This window comes from Kitasatospora sp. NPDC004669 (genome assembly GCF_040609455.1).
Lineage (GTDB): Bacteria > Actinomycetota > Actinomycetes > Streptomycetales > Streptomycetaceae > Kitasatospora.
Genome location: NZ_JBEXKB010000012.1, coordinates 69,772 through 91,017, shown reverse-complemented (window position 1 = coordinate 91,017; position 21,246 = coordinate 69,772). Strand labels below are relative to the sequence as shown.

Genomic DNA, 21,246 nt, shown 5'->3' with positions numbered 1-21,246 from the left:
TTCGTCTCCCCGGCTCCAGCGCCCACCCCCTTCCCGTCCCCGACAGCGGAGGCATGGATGAACGCCCGATCGCTCTACCAGCACTCCGGTACGGCCCTCCTGCGGGCTGCCGCCGCCCCGCTGACCAGCGTCCCCGGCCGGTGGCCGGACCCGGCCGATGCGGCGGCGTGCCGAGCGTGGCTGGAGGAGATCTGGTCGGACGCCGGCTTCGCCGCCGCGATCTGCGAGGCCAGCACCAGCCTGGCCGAGCGCATCGGCACCATCGCGGCTGGCCAGCCGGTGAAGCCCAAGCAGATTCGCCGGGCCGCCGTCGCCGTTGCCCGCTACCTCTTGCGGGCCACCGGACGGCCCACCCCGTTCGGCCTGTTCGCCGGAGTCGCCCACGCCGTCACCGGGCCAGCCCCGGACCTGCGGTGGGGCGCCGGGCACCGGCCCGTCGCCCGCGTCGACACCGAATGGTTGGCGTCCGTCACCAACGCCCTGGAGGCCGACCGCGACCTGCTGGACCGCCTCGACGTGGTGTTCAACAACCTCGCCGTCCAACGCGGCGGCCGTCTGCAGATCACCCAGGGCGGCCCGAACCGGGTGAGTATCCGTCGCACCAGCGTGATCCGCTTCGTGCAGGACGCCGCAGCCACCCCCGTGTACTTCGCCGCCGTCGCCGACAAGCTCGCCAGCACCGCCGGCGTAGAGCTGAGCAAGGCCGTCGGCCTGCTGGTCGAGCTCGTCCGGCAAGGCTTCCTGATCACCAATCTCCGCGCTCCGCTGACTGTCACCGACCCGCTCGCGCACCTCCTCGACCGGCTCCATCGGGCCGACGCCGCGACGCTTCCGGCCACCGCGCCGGTCCTGGTCGACCTCGCCGCGATCCACGACGACCTGCACCGGCACAACCACGCCGGCCCCGGCAGCGATCTGGCCGGTGAGCGCGAGGCGATCCGGCAGCGGATGCGCCACCTCGCGGCGGACGGACGGACGCCTCTGGCTCTCGACCTGGTCCTCGACTGCGACGCCCGGCTGCCCACCGCCGTGGCTGGGGAGTTGGAGCGGGCCGCCGACGCCCTGCTCCGGCTGACCCGGCAGCCGACCGGCGACGCGGTCTGGCGGAACTACCACTCCGCGTTCTGGGAGCGCTACAGCACCGGCACCCTGGTTTCGCTGGCCGAACTCCTCGACCCCGCCACCGGGCTCGGCTACCCGGCCGAGTACCCCGGCAGCACGATGACTCCTCCCACCCGGGGCCCGAACGAGCGCGACGAGCGGCTGCTCGCGCTCGCCTGGCAGGCTCTCGCCGACGGCAGCCGGGAGATCGTCCTCACCGACGAGATGATCGACACCGTGGCCGGTGACCTGCGCTTCGACGCCCGGTACATCGCGCCGCACGTCGAGATCTCCGCCCGCGTCCACGCCGCCGACCTCGACGCCCTCCGCTGCGGCGACTACCGGCTCACGGTGTCCCCGGCCCGCGCGGCCGGGACGCTGACCTCGCGGTTCTCCGTCACCGCCACCGGAGCCGGCCTCGCCGAGGTCTACCGGGCAGTGCCCACCCTGGTGGAGGGGGCCCTGCCCGCGCAGTTGTCCTTCCCGCCGCTGTTCCCGCACTCGGAGAACGTCACCCGCATCCCCGCCTACCTGCCGCACGTCATCGCGCTCGGCGAGCACCGGCCCATGGATGACGGGGTGGAGGTCATCGCGGTGGACGACCTCGCGGTCACCGCGACCCGCGACCGTCTGTACCTGGTCAGCGTCTCCCGGCGCCGAATCGTGGAGCCGCAGGTGTTCCACGCGCTGGCGCTGGACAAGCAGACGCCGCCGATCGCCCGGTTCCTCGCCCACCTCACCCGCGCGTTCTCTCCATCCTGGACCGGCTTCGACTGGGGCCCGCACGCCCGTGCCCTGCCCTACCTTCCCCGCGTCCGCTACGGCCGGACCGTCCTGGCCCCGGCCCGCTGGCTCCTCACCCCGGCCGACCTGACCGACCTGGCCGGGTGGCGGCGGCGCTGGCAGTGCCCGGCCGTGGTGGAACTGCGCGACGACGACCGCACCCTGCGGCTCACCCTGGACGAGCCGCTGCACGTCGCCATCCTCACCGCCCACCTGGAGCAGGCCGGGCCGGCGTTCCTCACCGAGACCGCCACCGCCGAGGACTTCGGCTGGCTCGGCGGGCACGCGCACGAGATCGCCGTCCCCCTCGCACGCTCGGGGCCCGGCACTCCGTCGCCGCTGACCGGGCCGCTGCCCAGGCTCGACACCCGCACCCACGGCACCCTGCCCGGTGTCGCGGCCAGCCGCTGGCTGAACGCGAAGATCCCCTCCCACCCCGACTACTTCACCGAGATCATCACCGCCCACCTGCCCCAGCTCCTCGCCTCCCTCGACCAGCCGACGTGCTGGTTCGTGCGCTACCGCAGCCCCAACGAGAGCGACCACCTCCGCCTGCGACTGCGCGTCCCGGGCGGCGGCCACGACCGGGTCGTGGAAGCGGTCGGCCGGTGGGGACAGCGGCTCCGCGACGGCGGCCTGGCCGGCGGCCTCGCCTTCGACACGTACGGCCCGGAGACCGGCCGCTACGGGACCGGCCGCGCGCTGGAGGCCGCCGAGACGGTGTTCGCTGCGGACTCCCGCCTGGTGACCGCCCAGCTGAGGTGCCTGCCAACGACCACCGTCCACCCGAGCGCACTGGCCGCGCTGAACATGGTGCACATCGCCGAAGCCTTCCTCCCGCCCGGCACCGGCACCGGCCACCTGGCCGCCCGGCCCGTCGCACCAGCCGTTGCGGACCGGGCCGTCGCCGATCAGGTCGTCCCACTGGTCCGGTCCGGCTCCCACACCGATCTGCCCGGCTGGACGGCCGAGGTCGCCACCGCCTGGCACGCCCGGGCGCAGTCCCTGGCCGCCTACCGGCGGAGCCTGCCCGACACCGCCGACACGGACGCCGTGCTGGAGTCCCTGCTGCACATGCACCACAACCGGGCCATCGGCCTCGACCCCGACGGCGAGAAGATCTGCCGACACCTGGCCCGGCAGGCCGCCCGCGCCCGCCACGCCGCGATCGGCGGCGAACGGTGAAGGCCGCCCAGCAACCGCCTACGGTCGAACCGGAACCAGGCTGGGGCCAGGCCCTGGCCGACGGAGCCCCCGGTACCGCGCTGGAACACATCGAGTACGCCCGCTCCGGCACCATCGCCTGGCCGGACGCCCACCGTTGGGCGGCGGCGATGACTTGCCAGCCGGTCACCGCACTGCCCGACGACGGCCTGTTCCGCGGTGCCCCGGCCGTCGCGTTCGTCCTCAACACCGCCCAGCACCCCTCCTACGGGCGGGCCCTAGCCGCCCTGGATCCGCACATCGACCAGGTCACCCGCACCCGCCTGGAGCGCGCCCACGCCCGCATCGACGCCGGGCTGCTGCCCGAACTGCGGGAGTGGGACCTGATCAGCGGCCTGACCGGCCTCGGCGCCTACCAGCTGGCCCGCCACGGCGACACCGCCCTACTGCCGGACGTCCTGACCTACTTGGTCCGCCTCACCGACCCGGTCACCGCCGACGGCACCCCACTGCCGGGCTGGTGGTGCGCGAACGGCCCGGCCGACCTGCCGTCCCGGCACTGGCCCGGCGGTCACGCCAACCTCGGCCTGGCCCACGGCATTTGTGGGCCCCTGGCACTACTGTCGACCGCGATGAGACACGGCATCAGCGTGCCCGGCCAGGCCGACACGATCGCCTGGATCTGCACCTGGCTGGACCAGCACCGACAGGGAACCCGGGAGCGATCCTGGTGGCCTGGCATGCTCTCCCTCGCCGAGTGGAAAACCGGGGAGGCCAGCCAGCGCGGCCCGCAGCGGCCGTCCTGGTGCTATGGCACCCCCGGCCAGGCCCGCGCCCAGCAACTCGCCGGCCTCGCCCTCGACGACACCGACCGGCAGCAGCTCGCCGAAGACGCCCTCGCCGGATGCGTCAGCGACCCGGCCCAGCTGTTCGACCTCACCGACGCCACACTGTGCCACGGCTGGGCCGGGCTCCTGCTGACCACCTGGCGGGCCGCAGCCGACGCCCGCGACGACCGGCTCACCCGCCAACTGCCCCGGCTGCGAGCCCTGATGGACCGCTACCTGAACAGCGGCGGCCAACCGGAGGCCGCCGGACTGCTCGAAGGCACAGCCGGGCTCCGCCTCGCCCAGCACACCACCACAGTGACCACGCCACCCGCCTCTCGTTGGGACGCCTGCCTGCTTCTGGCCGGCTGACCGCGAACCGCCCTGCTACGGAAGGACACCACCCTGATGAGCACCGCCACCCCCGCCTCGCCCAAGACACTGCGGGACCAGATGGTCGACAGCATCGCGGCCACCCACCCCCTCACCCCGGCGGTCGAGGACGCCCTACGGGCAGTTCCCCGACACGAGTTCGTGCCCGACGCCACCGCCGAGCAGGCATACGCCGACCAGAGCGTCACCATCAAGCCCAACCCAGCCGGCGGCCTGCCGCTCAGCTGCGCCTCCGTGCCGTCGCTGGTCGCCGACATGCTGGTATGGCTACGGCCCCAGCCCGGCGACACCGTCGTGGAGATCGGCGCCGGCACCGGCTACAACGCCGCCCTGCTGGCCCACCTGGTCGGCCCGGAGGGCAAGGTCGTCACCATCGACATCGACGAGGACGTGACCACGCACGCCCGCCAGATGCTGGAGGCCACCGGCAACACCGCCGTCACCGTGCTCACCCGCGACGGCGCCCTCGCCGCCCCGGAGTACGGCCACCCCGACCGGATGATCGTCACCGTCGGCGCCTGGGACATCCCCACCGCCTGGTGGGACCAGCTGGAACCCGGCGCCCGCCTCGTTGTCCCGCTCAGCTGGCGCGGCCAGGCCCGCTGCCTCGGCCTCGACCGCCAGGCCGACAGGATGGTCTCCGACGTGGTCGAGCTGTGTGGCTTCGTCCCCATGCTCGGCCAGGACGGCGAACGCACCGCCGCCATCGACGCCGACGGCCTGGTCACCCTGCACTACGACACCGACCAGCCGATCGACCCCGCCGCCCTGCACGGCGTCCTCGACCAGCAGAAGACCGCGGTGGCCTCCGGCGTGACCATCCGTGGCGACGAGTCCTTCGACGGCGTCTGGCTGCGGCTGACCGCCACCGACCCAGCCACCTGCCGCATCGCCGCCGACCGCGCCGCCATCGACAACGGCCTGTTCAAGCCCGCCATCCCCAGCCGCAGCCCCGCCCTGGCCGAGGGCAACTCCCTCGCCTACCTCACCCTGACCCGCCGCGAGATCGAAGGCTCCATCCGCTTCGAGCTCGGCGCCACCGGCCACGGCCCGGCCGGCCAGCACCTCGCCGACCGCATGTGCGACCAGATCCGCCTGTGGGACAAGGCACGGGACGCCCGGCCCACCATCACCCTCCACCCCGCCGGGACGCCCGACGACCGGACCGGCGTCGGGTACGTCATCGACAAGCCTGGGGCCCGCGTGGTCATCACCTACTGACGGGCGCTGCCGCTAGGCGTCCACTCCGCTGACGCGTCACCCAGCTCAGATGTGACAGATGACCCCCATCACCGGTTTGCTCGAAAGAGCGATTCGGTGATGGGGGTCGGTCTTGGCGATCGGCGACAAGCTGCTGGCTGTGACGGGCCCCAGCCTGGAAGTCAGTGTTGTGCGCGCACACCCCGCACCGGGAACGGCGGGAACGTCTCACCCCTGAGCTCCTCCACGCGCTGACCGTAGCTCACCGCCGGGCCCGGGCAGCGCCGCCAGGTCGGTAGCATCGTCCTTGATCATCGACGGTGATCCGACGATGCCGGGGGAGCGGGAGCAGCGGTGACCAGTCAGGACCACACGGGCATGCCGCCGTTGCGGCCGGGCGACCCGTGCGACGTCGCGGGGTACCCGCTGCTGCGCCGGATCGGCGAGGGCGGCATGGGGGCCGTGTACCTGTCCCGGACGCGCGGCGGCCAGCCCGTCGCGATCAAGGTGATCCGCGAGGAGTTCGCCCGCGACGAGGAGTTCCGCCGCCGGTTCCACCAGGAGGTCCGCGCGGCCCGGACGGTGCAGGGCTACCACGTGGTGCCCGTCGTCGACCACGACACCGGCGGCACCACGCCCTGGCTGGCCTGCCGGTACGTTCCCGGCCTTGCGCTGGACCAGGCCCTCGACCGGTTCGGGCCGCTGCCCCTGACCACCGTGTTCCAGGTGGCCGGCTGCGTCGCGGAGGCGCTGCGCGCGGTGCACGCGGCCGGGATCGTCCACCGCGACCTCAAGCCCAGCAACGTCCTGCTCGCCACCGACGGCCCGTGGGTCATCGACTTCGGCATCGCCCGGGCCGAGGACGGCACCCGGCTGACCGTCAGCGGCGCGATGATCGGCACCCCCCACTTCATGTCCCCGGAGCAGGCGCTCGGGGAGCCGGTGACCCTGGCCGCCGACGTCTTCGCCCTCGGCCTGATCGCCGCCGTCGCCGCCACCGGGCGGCACCCGTACGGGGAGGGCAGCGCGATCACCCTCGCCACGCGCATCGCCAACACCGAGCACCGGCCCCCGGACCTCTCTGGCTACCAGCCCGAGCTGCGCGCGCTGCTCGCCCGCTGCCTCCACGCCGACCCGGCGGCCAGGGCCACCCCCGAGGAGCTGGCGGACCTCTGCAACCGCGTCCTTCCCCGGCCTCTTCGGGCCTTCGAACACTGGCTGCCGGAGCCTCTGGCCGGGGAGATCCGGCGCCGCGAGACGGCCGTCCGCCGGCTCCTGGACGGGGACGCGCCGGTCGACGGGCCGCCGACGGAGGAGAGCCCGGCCGGACCCGCGGTGGCAGAAGACGTCCCGGCCGAACCCGCCGTGGCGGAGCACGCCCCGGCCGAGCGCACCCCCGCCCACGGCCCTGCGGAGGTGTACACGCCCACCTACGTGCCCACCGCCCCCGCCACTGCCCCCGCCGTACTGCCCCGGCCGCAGCCGCCCGCGCCCACCCGCGTGCTGGACCCGGGCTTCCCGGCGGCCGTCGCTCCTCAGGCCCCCGCTCCGCCCGCCTACGCCCCGCAGGCCCCCGCCCCGCCCAGCCGCGCCGCACCCCGGCGACGACGACGTCTGGTGGCCGTGTCGTTCCTGGTCGTCGGCCTCTACATCGCCTACCTCTCGTTCACGGCGCTGGACGTCCCCGACGCCCAGTCCACCGCTCCCGTCAAGTACGGACCGGTCGATGTCACCGTCGACTCCGCCCAGGCCGCCTCCATCGACCTCGACGCGGACCGGCCGGTGGTCGGTGCGGATCCTTCCGATCTGGCGGTGCGGTGGAACGCGGCCGGCGCGCCGAGCCTGGGGGTCGAGCAGGCGCGGCCGGCCCTGGCGGAGGCCGCCCACGCCTTCGACGGCGACTACAGTCCGACCTCCGGCGAGTGCAAGGTCCAGATCAAACAGAACGGCGCCGCCGACAGCGGCCCCCTGGTCACGGGCAAACAGTTCTGCTACCGGACCCGCAAGGGCCGTACGGTCCTCCTGAAGATCAGGGCCGTCCCCTCGGGTGTCGGATCCCTCCAGTTCACCGTCACCGTCTGGGACACCGCGCCGAAGTGACGCAGGTGCCGAGCGCGCCTCAGCCCGGGATCAGCGCGTCCCACTCCGCGCGGGTCGGGCCGTCGTGGGTCGGGGTGAAGTCGGGACGGTCGGCCAGCCAGGCGGTGACGTGGCGCCCCGTGGCGGGCTGTCAGCAGTCTTGTTGTCAAGAAGTAAACAATCCATAGAGCGTGCCGTCTTCACTCGGTTGACTCTTGAAGTGGGTTGTCGCGGGAGGCCCGAGAGGGCGGGAGCGCATCGTGCTCTCGGAGGACGTAGCTGCTCGCCAAAATGGAACGTTTAGATCCGTAATTCTTTACCCTTGCGCCGTGAACGTTCGCTGGGTGCGACCGAAATGCTGATCTCAACGCTCCGGGCACCCCGCACTGATCCGCCGTCACGGAGCGAGCAGCCATCGAGTAGTGAAGGACCCGTACGTGACCACCCCACTCCCTGTCAGGCCGTTGACCGGCGCCCCCGTCCGACAGCCCGAGCTGCGCCCCGCCCCGGCCCGGACTGTCCTGCACACGGTGTCCGCGCCGGCGCCGACGGCCCGCCGACGCCGCACGGCCCCGCGCGGCGCGGTCCCGGACCCGGCCTGGGGGGACCAGTGAGCGACATCCAGCCCGCGGACGCGGCCGACGCCGCCAGTACCCGCATTCCACCGCCCGAGCCGGTGGTGCTGCCCATAGCGTTCACCGCCTTCCACGCCTGCTACGCCCAGAGGTACACCGACTACGCCTTCGCCCATCTCGGCGACGAGCACACCGTTCGCGACCTGGTCGACGACGTCTTCGTCGCCCTGGCCGAGCGCTGGGACCGCGTCCTGACCCAACGCAGCCCCGCCGCTTACGCCTGGGCCCTGCTGCGCCGGGTGGTCGAGGCCGAGTGCGCGCGCCGCGACGAGCACCTCGCGCTGATCGAGGAGGCGGCCTTCGCCTACGCGCTGATCGAGAGGGCCAACCGGGTTCTGGTGGCCGTGGACGAGAGCCTGGTCGACGCGCTGGGGGACGGCATCAGCGTCGCCCGCGCGATCCAGGACCTGCCCGGCCGTCAGCACGACGTCGTGGTCCTGCGCTTCCTCGGCTGCTACGAGCCCTCCCAGATTGCCGAGGTCATGGGAATCGAGGAGGCGACCGTGCGCTCCCTGATCTCCCAGGCCAGAACGCGCCTGCAGACCCGTCTGGCGCCGCGTCGAGCGCTCGACGGGACCGCCGGTCGCCCCACCGACGAGGAGTGATTACCGTGCACCTGCTCGACACACTGCTGGCCGGCGGCGGCATCCGTGCCACCAGCCCGGTCTACGACCACGTGGCCGGCCGCCGGCGCATCGCCGAGAAGCTCGCCGCCCGCCGCAACACCCCGGCTCCGGAGGAGCACACCGGCGCTGAGGCCTCCTGCTGCCGACCGGCACCCCCCGCACCGCAGTCGCTCGCCGCGTGGGCGGACCCGGATGACCTCGCGAGCCCCGGGCCCCCGGGGACCTGCGCGCAAAGCCCGCTGCCGGTCGACGCCCAGGGGCTGACCTTCCACGACCACGCAGACCGCGACCTACGCACCCTCGCCAGCATGGTCATCGGTGAGGAGGGTGCCGCGGCCGCGCTCCACCGGCTCCACCAGGGGACCGTGGAGCCCCGGGGCGCCCTGGTGTTCGCGTGCCTGCTCCACCTCGTCTCCCGTTACCAGGAGGCCCAGTTCTGGTGGCAGCTCGCCGGCGGAGCCGAAGACGCCACGGCATGCCTGTGCCTCTACCTGCACCACCTGCGCCTGGGCGAACTCAAGCCCGCAGAGCACTGGTTCTCGGAAGCCGCCCGCCTGGAGGAACCCGTGCCGCCCGGCAGGCCCACCGTGCCTCCGGCGGTACCGCCGATCCCGGACTACTACCTCGCCTGCCTGCCCATGGTCGGCGAGTACCTGAAGACGCTCGGCGCCATCCCCCAGCCACCGGATACCGCCCTGCGCGAGGCCCTGGACGAGCTCGACACCGTGCGCGACGCCGAGTACGGGCCGATCAGCCTGCCCAGCGACGAACTCGCCGACCAGCTTGCCACCATGAGCTGACCCGGGCATCCCGGCCCGCCACCGGCTCCTGACAACCGGCGGGCCGGGAAAGCCGCGACCGGGTATTCCCCGGAGCGCAGACGAGGCCAGAACGCCGATAGGGGCGCAAACCTGACCCGGTACCGGAAACAGACACCCCCGGTACCCCGGAACTCGCCGCGACCCCGGCCGCACCACAGGGCCGATCGACGCTGAGTCCAGTTCACACCGACCGCGTCGGCGCGCCGGGATGAAACCGCCCGCCGCCAGACGACGGCGGAACCAGACGCCAGGGCCCAAGCCCCGGGGGACAGGAGGACAGCATGACTCGGAAGCACGCCAGCGGCAGGGGAACCGACACACCACCCGGCAAAGGCACGCAACAGCGGACCCGCAGGCACGCAGCCACCGACGCCAGCAGCACCCACCCGGCGCGGACCGCCGACACAGCATGCCGCTACCTCCTGCTGCTTCTGCGGGTCATCGAACTGCTCATCAGCTGACTCGGAGAAGCAGCGGGCGTCCTGGGCGGAAGTCATTTGCGATCCCCGTCTGAACGACGGGGGCGCCCACCGCTGCGGTCGGCGCCCCGTCGTGAGTCATCGATCCATAGTGGGCCTACTTCACGGCGTCCTTGAGCTTGGAGCCGGCGCTGACCTTGACGCTGAAGCCAGCCGGAATCTCGATCGGGTCCCCGGTCTGCGGGTTGCGGGCCGTACGGGCCGCACGGTGCGTGCGCTCCAGAGTCAGGAAACCCGGGATCGTCAGCTTCTCGGCACCCTTCTGGACGACCTCCCCGGCGATCTCGGAGAACACCGTGAGGACGGCGTCGGCGTCCTTCTTGGGGAGCTCGGCCCGCTCGGAGATGGCTGCGACGAGTTCGGTGCGGTTCATTTCCCTGCCTTCGATCACGGAAAACGGCTTCCACCGCATGCTGTCAGATGCGCCAGACAGGCCGGTGTACATGGCGAATCGGCACACCGGGCGTGGCGAACAGGCCGTCAGACAGCGTCAGGGGATGCAGGTCGTGCGTCCGGCGGCGATCAGCGCGTTGCCGGTGCGCCCGGGCCCGGCGCGGATCACGGCATCCGGTCTCTCGCCAGCAGAGGGTAGTTGTCCACGATGTCGAGGACCAGAGCCTCCACGGCGTCGTCGTAGTACTCCCGACCGAACACCGGCCTCTCGTCGGCCAGGCGCAGCGTCGCCAGTACGGAGCGTTCCAGCTCCAGCGCGGTGCCGTCGGGCAGGTCGGCGAGTCGGCGGACGGTGCGGGTGAATCCCGCCCGGGCGTGGGTGTTGAGGCGGTGAGCAGGGTCGCCAGAGGTGACGCCGAACTTGATCCACCCGCGGTTGTCATCGGCCACGACGTAGAAGACGTCCCAGGTCTTGCCGGCGCAGAGGCGGCACATACCGGAGCCGTTGAGTACGCTGCCGGGCCGCGGGGTGACCTGGTGACCGGCGGGGCAGAGGATGCGGTGGGGAGTGTCCCGGCCGAGCCAGACGGGTTCCAGGACGGTTCCGCCGAACTGCGCCACGCGCGCCCGGAAGGCCTGTTCGCAGGAGGCGGGATCGTTGCCCGCGCAGACCCGGCACAGGCCCTGGCCCTGTTGGACGGCGGCGGGCCGGGGCGTGCATGCGTGGCCGGAGCGGCAGACCACCCGGTGGGGGTGGTTGTTGCCGAGCCAGACGGGTTCGACGACGGTGCCGCCGAGCTCCTGCACGCGGGCCCGGAAGGCCTGTTCGGCGGTGGCCTTCATGCGGGCGATGCGCGCGGTGTTGCCGGGGTGGTCGTTTCGGCAGGCCATGCACAGGCCGCGGCCCTGTTGGACGTCGCCTGGACGCGGGCTACAGGGGTGGCCGGCCGCGCACAGGGCCCGGTGCGGCGTCAGCGCGCCGAGCCACGTGGGTTCCAGGACGGTGCCGGCGAGATCTCGCACCCGCGCCCGGAAGGCCGACCAGGCTTGTCCGGGGTCGCGTCCGCCGCAGGCGCGGCAGATGCCCGAGCCTTTGCCGGCGACGTCGTGTGGCCTCGGCGCCCCTTCATGTCCCTTGGCGCAGCGGATCCGGTGCGGTTTCATGGCGCCGAGCCACGTGGGTTCCAGGACGGTTCCGCCGAGTTCCGCAATGCGTGCCCGGAAGGCTCGTTCGGCAGCTCTGGGATCGGTGCCCGAGCAGGTCCGGCAGATGCCGCCGCCCTGCTTCACGTCGGAGGGGCGGGGTGCGGCGTCGTGTCCGGCCCGGCACCGCACCGCGTGTCGTCGGTCGGTGCCGAGCCACGTGGGTTCCAGGACGGTTCCGCCGAGTTCGGCGACCCGCGCCCGGAACGCGCTCTCGGCCCGCAGCGACGCCCGAGTCCTCGGCCGGGCCTTGACGCGGTCCCCCTCCGACGCCTTGGGTCTGGCAGGCAGGGCTTCGCGGGCGGCTTCGTCGCCGACGACCGCCCCAAAAGCGGGATCACCTCTTGTTTCAGTCATATCAGACACATAATCAGGTGGGTCCGACAGGCGGTCGGTGCCGCAGGTGGATCCTCCCGGGCACCCGCAGGCGCGTACCGGCCGTCGCTCACCCGGCTCAGTCCTCCGCGCGACGCCCGGAGCCCAGGCGGACACTCGACGTGTGCCCGCCGACCTGCTCAGCCGCCACGACCGCGCTCTCCTCGACGCCGTCGCGGCCCTGGCCGCAGCTGGCTCCCCGGCCGCCCGCGTCGTCCTCGCCCAGGGACGCCTGCTCACCCCCGCACCCTGGCCGCGCTCCGGCGCCCCGCGCCGCGGCGCTGCGGGAGGGTGCCACGGCAACGCGCTGCGTGTCGCCCGGCTCCTGCCGGGCGCCTACGCCGAGGGGTACGCCCTCGCGGCCGACGGTACGGCGCTGGCGCACGCGTGGTGTGCGGCCGCTGATGGCACCGTGCTCGACCCCACGCGGCCCGAGGACCCCGCACTTGCCTACCTCGGGGTGCCCATGGACCCGGACTTCATCCTCGCCGTTCAACGGCGCACCCTGACAAAAACGAGGTTCCGGGGGGTTCTCGACGTGGGAGTGCAGGCCCGCGACGCCGGAAGGATCTTCCAGGCCGGGGTACCGCTCCACGGGATGCTCGATGTCGGCCGGACTGGTGCCTATTAGTCCCGGTCGGAGGCGGGCGTGAACAGTAAGCCGGCCACACCAGCGGTGACCATCTCCTCGACCAGGATGCGGAGCACCTCCCGCGCCATGGCGGGCATGACGTCGCCCTTGCAGTCGAGTTGGACCCGCGGGTCGGTGCCGCCGTCGTCGATCACGCTTACGCAGTTGGGCGAGTAGAAGTCGACCGAGTCGAGAGCCGCCGCATACTCCTCCTCGCTGTACTCGCGGCCAGCGTCGGTCACGCGGGACAGGCGCGGCTTGGCCGCGATGAGTGCGGCGACGGCGCGGTGCCGGTCGTCGGCCCGAACCGCGACCTCCCAGCGCTGGTCGACGGCGACGCAGAGGCCGACGTCGAAGGAGTTGGTGCGGATGGGCAGAGTGCCGGAATCGATGTCGATTCCGCTCGTCTGCGGTGTGCCCGAGATCGCGCGCCGCTGCCACTCCGCAGCACGAGCATCAGCGTCCCCCGCCCACAGCTCGGCCACCCGCCACGCCACCTCGGGCCCGCCAGCGCGCGAGGCGCTCCTGAACAACGCCTCGGCCGCATCGCGGTCGCCCGCAGACAGCTGCTGGCGCCCCAGTTCCAGCATCTCTTCGGGGCCGTTCTGGTTATGGACCACGGCTCTGCCTACCACGCGGCTCTGTCACCGAGACATTCCCGCCTCCACCGAGCTGAGACGGTGAACCAGGCCTGGACCGAAGCTCGCCCAGCCCGCGAATTGGTCGGCACCGCAGCCCCCCGGCGTTCGGACGACAGTACCGGAGGTTCGCCGCCGCCCCGTTCGCACTGATCAGCCACCACGCAACGACTTACACCATGCTGCGCCTGCTCGACGCCGTCCTCGCCGGTCCTGCCGGTACGACGCCCTCCACGCGGCCTCGGCCGCCCTGGCCGCCCGCGCAACCTGGCGCGGCACGCCACAGGAGGCGCTCCCCCTCTGACCGCCCAGTGCCTGCGTGCGGCGGAACCGCCGAGCGCGCATGGGCAGTGTCGGCGGGCGCCGATACAGTGGCGGTATACGGCAAGCCGCGCACGCCGTCCGTTGCCGTCACCAGCGCCCACGCCGCCGGTGACACCGCCGACCAAGGTCTCCCGGGGCCCGCGCAGTTCTCCTCTGCCCGGCCACTGTGCGAGCTGCGCCGGCGGGACGCGTGGGACCGCCGGGACGGGAGCCGTGCATCATGCCGAAGAAGCAGCCCACCGCCAGCCGCAAGGCCCGGACCGACGCCCGGGCCGGCGCGAAGTTCACCACCGCGCTGCGCCGCCACGAGAACCAGCGCCCCGGACCAGCGGAGCTGTCGGCGCTCGGGGTGGCCGACGCCGAGCGGTACGCCGCCTCGTTCGCCGCCGACGACCACGGCTGGGAGGCCAACCAGGCCCGAGGCAAGCTGTGGGACGTCCAGCAGTGGGAGCAGCGCCGAGCCGGGCGCGCGGTGCGCCTGTGGAACGCGGTGATCGAGGTCCGGACGGCCGCCCTGGACGCGGACGACGCCTGGAGGCGCCTGAGCCTCTACATGCGCCGCCCGGTCCACCGCACCGAGGGGCCGCCCTGCTGGACCTGGGAGATCGGCTCGCCGAACTCGTCCGAGGAGCACCACCGCGAGGTCGCCCCGCTCGATGCGGCCGACCTCGACGCGCAGGAGATCCGCCGCCTGGAGGCGGACTACCCGCGTGTGTTCGAGCACATCGACACCCGCGAGGTCCTCTACGGGCCGTGGGAGCAGGCTCGCGTCGCCGACTACGTGGCGGCGCTCGGGAACGCCTGCGACATGATCCTGAACGGGCGGGGGATGACCGACAAGGACCTGCAACGGTGGGTCGCCGAGGTCGACGCCCAGCGCGGCCCGCTGCCCGACGGGGTGAAGCTGGGCTTCTGGCGGGGCCACTGGCGGGTCGAGTTCCTGGCCGGCCACAACGAGGCCTCCGCCCGGGAACGCGCCGAGGAACTGGCGGCCAGCGTCGTGAACTACGCAGGCCTGCCAGCCGGACGGGTCGTCGACGGATCGCTGCAGCCCGACGACGGCTTCCGCCACAACAAGGACGGCCGCTGGATCCACCCGGCCGCGTTCACCTCCGGCGGCCAGACCTGCCAGGACCTGTTCGACGACTACGACCACGTCGAACGCCGCCGCAGCATCGGCGACGACGTCGGCAGCCGCTCCATCCTGCTCGACCTCTACCTGCACGAGCGCCAGCACCTGCGCGAGCAGTACGCCAGGTCCACCAGCAACCACGCCGCCCACGAAGCCAAACTCCACACCCAGCCCGACGGCACCCGCACCTACACCAGCCCCGGCATGATGCGCATGGTCACCGCCAACGCCCGCACCAAGGCCCGTGGCAAAACACCAGCCGAGCTGCGCGCCATGGCCGAGCACGCCGACTACATGGCCACCCGCGTCTACGGCAAGGTCGCCGAGAGCGATGACGACGTCCACCGGATCGAAGCCACCGAGCACCGGGCCAAGGTCTGGGCCGCCCTCGCCGACGAGATCGAGACGGTCACCTCCCTCGCCGGGAGGGCCGCCGCCGACTGGCCGCTGCTCGGCATTGCCTGCCGCCCCGTCGACAGCGCCACCGGCCCGGTCCTGGAGATCCTCGCCGAAGCCAGGGACGGCGAGCACGACCTGGTCGGCCTCTGGCCCCTCGACGGCGCCGGCAAGCCCACCGGCCCCTACCAGGTCGTCCTGCGGCTGCGCCCGGACGGCACCGCGCACACCGTGCCCGCCCCGGACGGAACGGCACCCCGGTATCCCGCTGACACCGCTGCGACCGAGCGCGCGCGATGGCTCGGCGTCTCGCCAGACTCACTGCGGTAGGCGCTGCCCGGTCCCGCGCTGACAACCGGGGGAGTTGGGGACGGCGCGGGCCGCTGGTCCGGCTGGCCGGGCGGAGCGTACGTATCGTCGACGGCCAGCCGTGCGCCGCCTTCACTGCGCTGAGCGCGTGACTTCCACCGCGGCCGCGCGTCGGCCCATCACCGAGCTGCCCCACGACCCGTCCTACGTTCAGGTGAACTACGGGCTGGAGACGTCGTTGGGCGGCGATCCCCACGAGAGCACGATCGAGCGCTGGAGCGTCTCGGCCGGCGTCGGCGAGGACTTCGACCTGGACCACATCCCGGCCTGTGCCGCCTGCCTCGACCGCTGGGCCCGTGTGGAGAAGACCAGCGGGTTCGTCGACGAGGAGGACGACTGCCCGCACCGGCTCCACGTTGGCGAGTTCGTGTTCTACAAGGTCCGCTGGGACGGCGGCATGAACCCCTTCTGGGCGATGGAGGAGGAGACCCAGGAGCTCTACGAGATCGCCGAGGCCGTCTTCAACGACGAGCGCAACGACTTCAACGAGGAGTTCAACGAAATCGTCGAGATGCACCTGGGCGGCAGCGACCTCCTGGTCCTCGACCGCGCCCAGCTCGCCCCTTTGTGGCGCGGGTTCAACCTCGGGCCGATCCTGGCCGCCGAGGCGATCCGCCGCCTCGCCGGGGGCTGCGGCGCCGTCCTCGTCCACCCCGCTCCGGCCGAAGCCGAGGACCTGACCTCCGACCAGTGGAAGCACGCCCGCGAGCGGCTGCGCGACACCTGGGCGAAGGTCGGCTTCGTTCCCTACTCCGACACCCCCTACATGGTCCTCTCAACCTGCTGGGCCGACCCCGAGCAGCGCCACGCTGAACTGCAGAAGGAGCTCAAGCTCCTCAGCGCCCAGTGGCAGGCCGCCCGGCGCGCAGGATCCTGACAACCTCCGCAGCGCATACCGGGAACGGCAGGGCGGGAACGGCACTCGAAACCCCCGGCTCGCGCCGCTCTTTCGGGAGATCCCCCGCAGCACTCACCTGCCGCTCGCTACGGTGGCACGGAGCCGGCCGGGCGCCGGGAGACCGAGAAGGGAACAACCGTGGGGCGATCCGTGCTCATGACGGCCGCGCAGGCGCGCCGGACGATCGGCGAAGCCGTCAGCACCAGGATCACGGAGCTGTTCGAGGCGGACCTAGCCGCGATGCGCAAGGACGGCATCGTGGAGGCGTACGCGCGCAGCTACCGGGGCTCCGCCCTACCAGGGCGCAATCCGCGCGCCGTCCCGCCAGTTCCCCTCACCCAGGTCGTAATCGGGAAGGGCCGGTCCGATCCCGGCGTCGTCTTCACCTGGAAGTCCGAGTACGGCGACGCACCCTACTTCCAGATCTACACACCTGCAGGGTGGATGACCCAGGTGGTCCACACCGGGTTCGCGGTGATCGACGGCCTGCCGGTGACCGCGGTCCTGGACTGGGACGGCCAGCACCGGCCGACGCAGGTGCTGACGGTCGAACTGACCGGATACTTCGACGCAAGTTTGCACGGCTGGCGGGCCTGGTCCCGGGACGTCGTCCGCGCCGTCGACTGGTCCGACCCCCACCGACCGAAGCTGCTCACACCGGCGGCCGCCGCCAACGCGTAGACAGGCAGTCAGGCTGCGCCGTCGTCCCAGACACTGTCCGGATCGCTCCGCCTCTCCTCGTGACCGCGAGAGCCACGACAACGGCAGATCGCTTCAGGCGACGCCTGATCCCTCCCGGAGGTCAGGCCGCCGGACAACGACAGCCCCACGGACCAACCGGCGCGCCTCGCCGCTGGTTCGCCAAGATCACCCAGACAGTCCACCGCCGGGGCCTTCGCGGACGCCCCACCATCGCCTGCCAGAGCATCACCGGACGGCGTGGCGCACATGGTGACCGCAGCAAGGACGGGCAGGCTGCTGCCCATGCCCACCATGCGACCCGCCCGATCGGCCGGCGCAGCGCTCCTCACGGTCATGCTCCTCGGCGCCTGCGCGAAGCCCACGGCCGTCGACCTGTCCGCCTCAAACGCTGCGCCGCCGCCCTTCTCCTCCTCCGCCGCCGGGTGGCCGGGGCCGCAGCCCTCGGACGCCACCACGGCCCGCGCGCAGTTGGCCGCATTGACGGTCGCCCCGGTGCGCCCGATGACCGGCTACTCCCGGGACCGCTTCCCGCACTGGATTTCCCAAGGGGCGGCGTGCGATACGCGAGAGCGCGTCTTGAAGAGAGACGGACAGTCGGTGGTGACGGACGCCCAGTGCCGGGCCACCTCGGGTACCTGGACCTCCCCGTACGACGGCCTGCAGTTCACCGACGCATCCAAGATGGACATCGACCATCTGGTGCCCCTTGCAGCAAGTTGGCGGGCTGGAGCGGACACCTGGTCGGATGAGCAGCGCAAGGCGTTCGCGAACGACGTGGTGCGGCCCCAACTTTTGGCTGTGTCAGCGGCCTCCAACCGCGCGAAGGGCGACCAGACGCCCGACCAGTGGAAGCCGCCGTCCCATGCGGCCTGGTGCCGCTACGCCGAGGCCTGGACGAACGTGAAGTCCCACTACCAGCTCACCGTCACCGAGCCGGAGAAGTCGGCGCTCGGCCAGATGCTCGACACCTGCCCGGCCGGATCGTGACCACCCCCGCAACCTCGACCCCCGGCCCCGACACCGGGCCGATCGTGACCACCGGCATCCCGGCCGGGCCAGGCGGCGTGATGACCGTCGAGGTCGGGGTCGTCACCGGCGACCTCACCCTGCGCACCACCTGGGACGGCCGACAGGCGCTGCTCGCCGTCACGTACGACGGCGCTGAGGAGTGGTACACCGTCGAGGGCGCCCCGGTGCCCGCCGCGACCAGGGCCGCCGCCCAGGCCGCCCACCAGGCGATGGCCGACGCTGTTCGGCGCGGCGGCGCGGCCACCACCGACGGGCTCAGTGGTTGAAGCGCAGCTCGACCTCGACCTGGTCGCTGAGCGGGGACCGCAGGAGAAACCGGCACCGGGTCCACGGCCCCTCGTGCGGGCACCGGCAACTGCGCTCCACCCACGGGTCGGAGCGAAACCAGAGCACCTCGTTCTCCGCGAGGAACTCGCGGCTGCGTCCCGAACTTCGCGGGTCGTTCACTGCGCGCGGTACACCCACCTCATCCGGGACGGCGCGGGCCTGTGGCCTGCGCTTGAGTACGGGTACTCAGGCGCTTGTCCGGCCTCGCTCCTACGGTGGTGGGACGGAGTAGGACGGAGGGGCTGGCCGTGATGGTCACCGCGGCGAACGTGACGGACCGGGACGCCGCGATGCCGCTGCTGGAACGTGTCCGGGCCCGCTATCGCAGGATCGTCCTGGTGTGGGCCGACGGCGGCTACGCGGGTCGGCTGGTCGGCTGGGCGAAGCAGCAACTGGGGCTCGCTCTGGAGATCGTCAAGCGCAGCGACGACGCCTCGGGGTTCGTGGTGCTGCCCAGACGCTGGGTGGTGGAACGCACGCTGAGCTGGCTGATGCGCTCGCGGCGCCTGGTGCGCGACTACGAGACGCTGCCCGCCGTGCATGAGCAGATGGTGCTGTGGTCGATGACGATGCTCATGAGCCGCCGGCTGGCCCGGCGGCGAGCGTGAACCGTCCCGGGGTGGGTTCGGGCCTTCACCCGTGAAGGCCCGAACCCACGATCGAGGGCGTCATACAGCACGATCTGGTTCGCGGAACGGTTGAGGATCAACAGCACGCCATGCCCACGTGGTGTCCCGGCTCCCCCCCGGACACATACGCGCCGAATGCAGAGGTATCGAGATCCTTGAGGGACTTCAGTACCAGGGTGGCAATCGCAAAGCGGGGATCGCAGCGATCAGCGGCCTCGGGAACGGCGACGACCGTCATCTGGGCTGACACGCCAGCGAGGACGCCGTTGAGCGAGTCCTCGATCACAATGCATTCGTCGGGTGACGCGCCGAGGGCGGCGGCTGCGCGGAGATAGGCGCCCGGGTGGGGCTTGCCGTGTTCGTCATCTTCGGCCGAAAACACGGCATCGAAGGATCGGTCAAGGCCGGTGCTCGCGAGCGCATGCCGAATCACCGACTCCGGCGAAGATGACACGACGGCCATCGCCCTCGACGCACGCGCGCACGCCGCGACGGCGTGTTCGGCGCCGGGTTTCAGCGCCACTCCCTCCAGCCCACGGCACACGGCGGCCACGATCTGCTGCTCGACGTCGTCGGGGTCGGCTTGAATGGTGGCCCGATCGAACCAGTAGGCCACCATGTCCCTTTGCCGCAGCCCGCGCGTCGCCGCCTGCATCTCCGTTGTGAGGTGCAGTCCAAGCGGACCGAACACTTCACGCTTTGCCGCGTCCCAGACCGGCTCGGAGTCGATCAAAAGGCCGTCTAGGTCGAATAGGACAATCGGTTGCATCGGTTGCTCTTTCGTTGGCGATCACGCGAGGACGAGACCGAGTCGCTGCCCCGCCGTGCATGAGCGGATGGTGCTGTGGTCGATGACGATACTCATGAGCCGCCGGCTGGCCCGGCGGCGAGCGTGAACCGTCCCGGGGTGGGCTCGTCGGCCCAGCCCCGGTCGGCCAGCCGCTTCATCTTCGACCGAACTCCTTCCACACTTGCCGGAACCGGCTCCAGTCCGAGTACGGCAGTGATCTCCTGACAGGACATCACTGGCTTCCCGCCGGATGCTTGTTCGGTGAGCGTGGCGAGGATGCGCTGGTAGTGGGGAGCGAGCGCGTCCATGGAAAGCGCGGGACGCCACACCGGGACGATCGAGCCCGATCGCGCGGCCCTCGGTAGGGGAACCTCGGCGGGCGCGTTCGTCGCGGGCGCCGACCCGGAAGACTCACCGGCTCCCGGGCCAGCTTCGCCTGCCTGTCCGGGCCGCGGCCCGGACAGAACCTCGCCAACGCGCTGCCGGGCGATCAGCCACTCGTGCCAGGCCGTCTCCGCTTCGGCGAGCTCAGCGAGTACCCGGTCCGCCACCTCCCGAAGCTCCTCCACGCGCTCACGCGCGGCCAGCTCCCGCTCCTCCAGGAGACCCACCACCGACGCCATCCCAGCACCTCCACCAACGAGACAACCCAACGGCCCGAGCATGCCTCGCCATGCCGGCATCATGCCTGAACTGCGGAAACCCGCCGATCAAGTTCGGTACGACAACGGCTTCTTGGCGCAGGCGCGCGACGAGCCAGGCGCGGCTGACGGTCGGGGAGGTGGCCCGCCATTGCTCGCCGAGCGCGGCAAGGGCGCTACGCGCGGCCTGGTGCCGGTCGGCCGGGGTCCGGCGGTCCGCGGTGTGGGTGTCGTCGGTGCGCAGCGCGGTGCGGATGGCGCCGTGCAGGTGGTAGGGCCAGACCGCGTAGGGGTCTTCGCTGATCATGGGCCGGTCGATGAGCCGGCGGGCGGCTGCCTGGTGGGTCAGGTCGGCGGCCCGGGTGGCCAGGCACACTCACGGGCCCCGCCACCCGCACTGGTGGCAAGGCGGACCCGACGCTGCGGCCGGGCAAGTGGCTGGTGAAGCAGGAAGCCGCCCGGGCGGCTGGGAAGCTGACCGCCCAGCAGATCGCCTTGCTGGACGCCCTGTACGAGCACATCCCGAGCATCGTCTCGGACTGACCGGCCCCGGACGCGCGACGCCACTGTGCACCACCTCCGCCGACCCCGACCTGGAGCCGGCGGAGCCACCGACAACAAGGAGGCCTGGCACTCGCCGCATAGCACTGGTGTCCACACC

Annotated in this window: 20 protein-coding genes; 15 read left to right on the top strand and 5 right to left on the bottom strand. The window is 72.2% G+C overall.

Annotated elements, in window-relative coordinates; genetic code table 11:
* The first annotated feature begins 57 nt into the window (after positions 1-57).
* The 8 genes from ABZW30_RS13075 to ABZW30_RS13040 all read left to right on the top strand — a co-directional run bounded on the left by ABZW30_RS13075 (position 58) and on the right by ABZW30_RS13040 (position 10,090).
* The gene (locus ABZW30_RS13075) at positions 58-3,069 is read left to right on the top strand and encodes a lantibiotic dehydratase (RefSeq protein WP_355671152.1); all 3,012 of its coding nucleotides are present in this window, start codon (positions 58-60) and stop codon (positions 3,067-3,069) included.
* Complete coding sequence (locus ABZW30_RS13070; protein ID WP_355671151.1) at positions 3,066-4,247, top strand: lanthionine synthetase C family protein; 1,182 nt, start codon at positions 3,066-3,068, stop codon at positions 4,245-4,247. Before ABZW30_RS13075 ends, ABZW30_RS13070 begins: the two co-directional genes overlap by 4 nt.
* Positions 4,248-4,283: 36 nt before the next feature.
* Positions 4,284-5,489, top strand: a complete 1,206-nt coding sequence (gene fxlM, locus ABZW30_RS13065; protein ID WP_355671150.1) for a methyltransferase, FxLD system — start codon at positions 4,284-4,286, stop codon at positions 5,487-5,489.
* A 333-nt stretch (positions 5,490-5,822) separates the two neighbouring features.
* Positions 5,823-7,568, top strand: coding sequence for a protein kinase (locus ABZW30_RS13060; protein ID WP_355671149.1), 1,746 nt, complete (start codon positions 5,823-5,825; stop codon positions 7,566-7,568).
* 416 nt (positions 7,569-7,984) lie between these two features.
* The gene (locus tag ABZW30_RS13055) at positions 7,985-8,161 is read left to right on the top strand and encodes a hypothetical protein (protein ID WP_355671148.1); all 177 of its coding nucleotides are present in this window, start codon (positions 7,985-7,987) and stop codon (positions 8,159-8,161) included.
* Positions 8,158-8,787 carry a sigma-70 family RNA polymerase sigma factor gene (locus ABZW30_RS13050; protein ID WP_355671147.1) on the top strand — a complete coding sequence of 210 codons (630 nt, stop codon included), beginning with the start codon at positions 8,158-8,160 and terminating at the stop codon, positions 8,785-8,787. Before ABZW30_RS13055 ends, ABZW30_RS13050 begins: the two co-directional genes overlap by 4 nt.
* Positions 8,788-8,792: 5 nt before the next feature.
* Positions 8,793-9,608, top strand: a complete 816-nt coding sequence (locus ABZW30_RS13045; RefSeq protein ID WP_355671146.1) for a hypothetical protein — start codon at positions 8,793-8,795, stop codon at positions 9,606-9,608.
* A 302-nt stretch (positions 9,609-9,910) separates the two neighbouring features.
* Positions 9,911-10,090, top strand: coding sequence for a hypothetical protein (locus ABZW30_RS13040; RefSeq protein WP_355671145.1), 180 nt, complete (start codon positions 9,911-9,913; stop codon positions 10,088-10,090).
* A 115-nt stretch (positions 10,091-10,205) separates the two neighbouring features.
* Here ABZW30_RS13040 and ABZW30_RS13035 read toward each other — a convergent pair whose 3' ends face one another.
* Both ABZW30_RS13035 and ABZW30_RS13030 read right to left on the bottom strand, forming a co-directional pair.
* Entirely contained in the window at positions 10,206-10,481 is a 276-nt protein-coding gene (locus ABZW30_RS13035; protein WP_355671144.1) for an HU family DNA-binding protein, read from the bottom strand.
* Between the two features lie 185 nt (positions 10,482-10,666).
* Entirely contained in the window at positions 10,667-11,524 is an 858-nt protein-coding gene (locus tag ABZW30_RS13030) for a hypothetical protein (RefSeq protein WP_355671143.1), read from the bottom strand.
* A 679-nt stretch (positions 11,525-12,203) separates the two neighbouring features.
* Between ABZW30_RS13030 and ABZW30_RS13025 the strand changes: the two genes are divergently transcribed.
* The gene (locus ABZW30_RS13025) at positions 12,204-12,710 is read left to right on the top strand and encodes a hypothetical protein (protein ID WP_355671142.1); all 507 of its coding nucleotides are present in this window, start codon (positions 12,204-12,206) and stop codon (positions 12,708-12,710) included.
* Here the strand turns inward: ABZW30_RS13025 and ABZW30_RS13020 are convergent.
* A complete protein-coding gene (locus tag ABZW30_RS13020) occupies positions 12,707-13,330 on the bottom strand; it encodes a hypothetical protein (protein WP_355671141.1) in 624 nt (207 codons plus the stop codon). The two genes, ABZW30_RS13025 and ABZW30_RS13020, sit on opposite strands and share 4 nt — an antisense overlap.
* 562 nt (positions 13,331-13,892) lie before the next feature.
* Here ABZW30_RS13020 and ABZW30_RS13015 point away from each other — a divergent pair.
* The 6 genes from ABZW30_RS13015 (at position 13,893) to ABZW30_RS12990 (ending at position 19,133) form a co-directional block, all read left to right on the top strand.
* Positions 13,893-15,530, top strand: a complete 1,638-nt coding sequence (locus tag ABZW30_RS13015) for a hypothetical protein (RefSeq protein WP_355671140.1) — start codon at positions 13,893-13,895, stop codon at positions 15,528-15,530.
* A gap of 127 nt (positions 15,531-15,657) precedes the next feature.
* Positions 15,658-16,446 (top strand): hypothetical protein, encoded by a 789-nt coding sequence (locus ABZW30_RS13010; RefSeq protein WP_355671139.1) that lies wholly within the window; start codon positions 15,658-15,660, stop codon positions 16,444-16,446.
* 159 nt (positions 16,447-16,605) lie between these two features.
* Positions 16,606-17,148: a hypothetical protein gene (locus ABZW30_RS13005; protein WP_355671138.1), complete on the top strand. Its 543-nt coding sequence runs from the start codon at positions 16,606-16,608 to the stop codon at positions 17,146-17,148.
* 258 nt (positions 17,149-17,406) lie between these two features.
* Positions 17,407-18,156: a DUF1524 domain-containing protein gene (locus ABZW30_RS13000; protein ID WP_355671137.1), complete on the top strand. Its 750-nt coding sequence runs from the start codon at positions 17,407-17,409 to the stop codon at positions 18,154-18,156.
* Entirely contained in the window at positions 18,153-18,464 is a 312-nt protein-coding gene (locus tag ABZW30_RS12995; protein WP_355671136.1) for a hypothetical protein, read from the top strand. Before ABZW30_RS13000 ends, ABZW30_RS12995 begins: the two co-directional genes overlap by 4 nt.
* Before the next feature lie 312 nt (positions 18,465-18,776).
* Positions 18,777-19,133 carry a transposase gene (locus ABZW30_RS12990; RefSeq protein ID WP_355671252.1) on the top strand — a complete coding sequence of 119 codons (357 nt, stop codon included), beginning with the start codon at positions 18,777-18,779 and terminating at the stop codon, positions 19,131-19,133.
* Positions 19,134-19,230: 97 nt separating this feature from the next.
* On the opposite strand, the gene ABZW30_RS12985 is transcribed toward ABZW30_RS12990, so the two are convergent.
* Together ABZW30_RS12985 and ABZW30_RS12980 are read right to left on the bottom strand one after the other, a co-directional pair.
* Positions 19,231-19,923, bottom strand: a complete 693-nt coding sequence (locus ABZW30_RS12985) for an HAD-IA family hydrolase (protein ID WP_355671135.1) — start codon at positions 19,921-19,923, stop codon at positions 19,231-19,233.
* Positions 19,924-20,015: 92 nt separating this feature from the next.
* Positions 20,016-20,567: a hypothetical protein gene (locus ABZW30_RS12980; RefSeq protein WP_355671134.1), complete on the bottom strand. Its 552-nt coding sequence runs from the start codon at positions 20,565-20,567 to the stop codon at positions 20,016-20,018.
* Between the last annotated feature and the right edge of the window lie 679 nt (positions 20,568-21,246).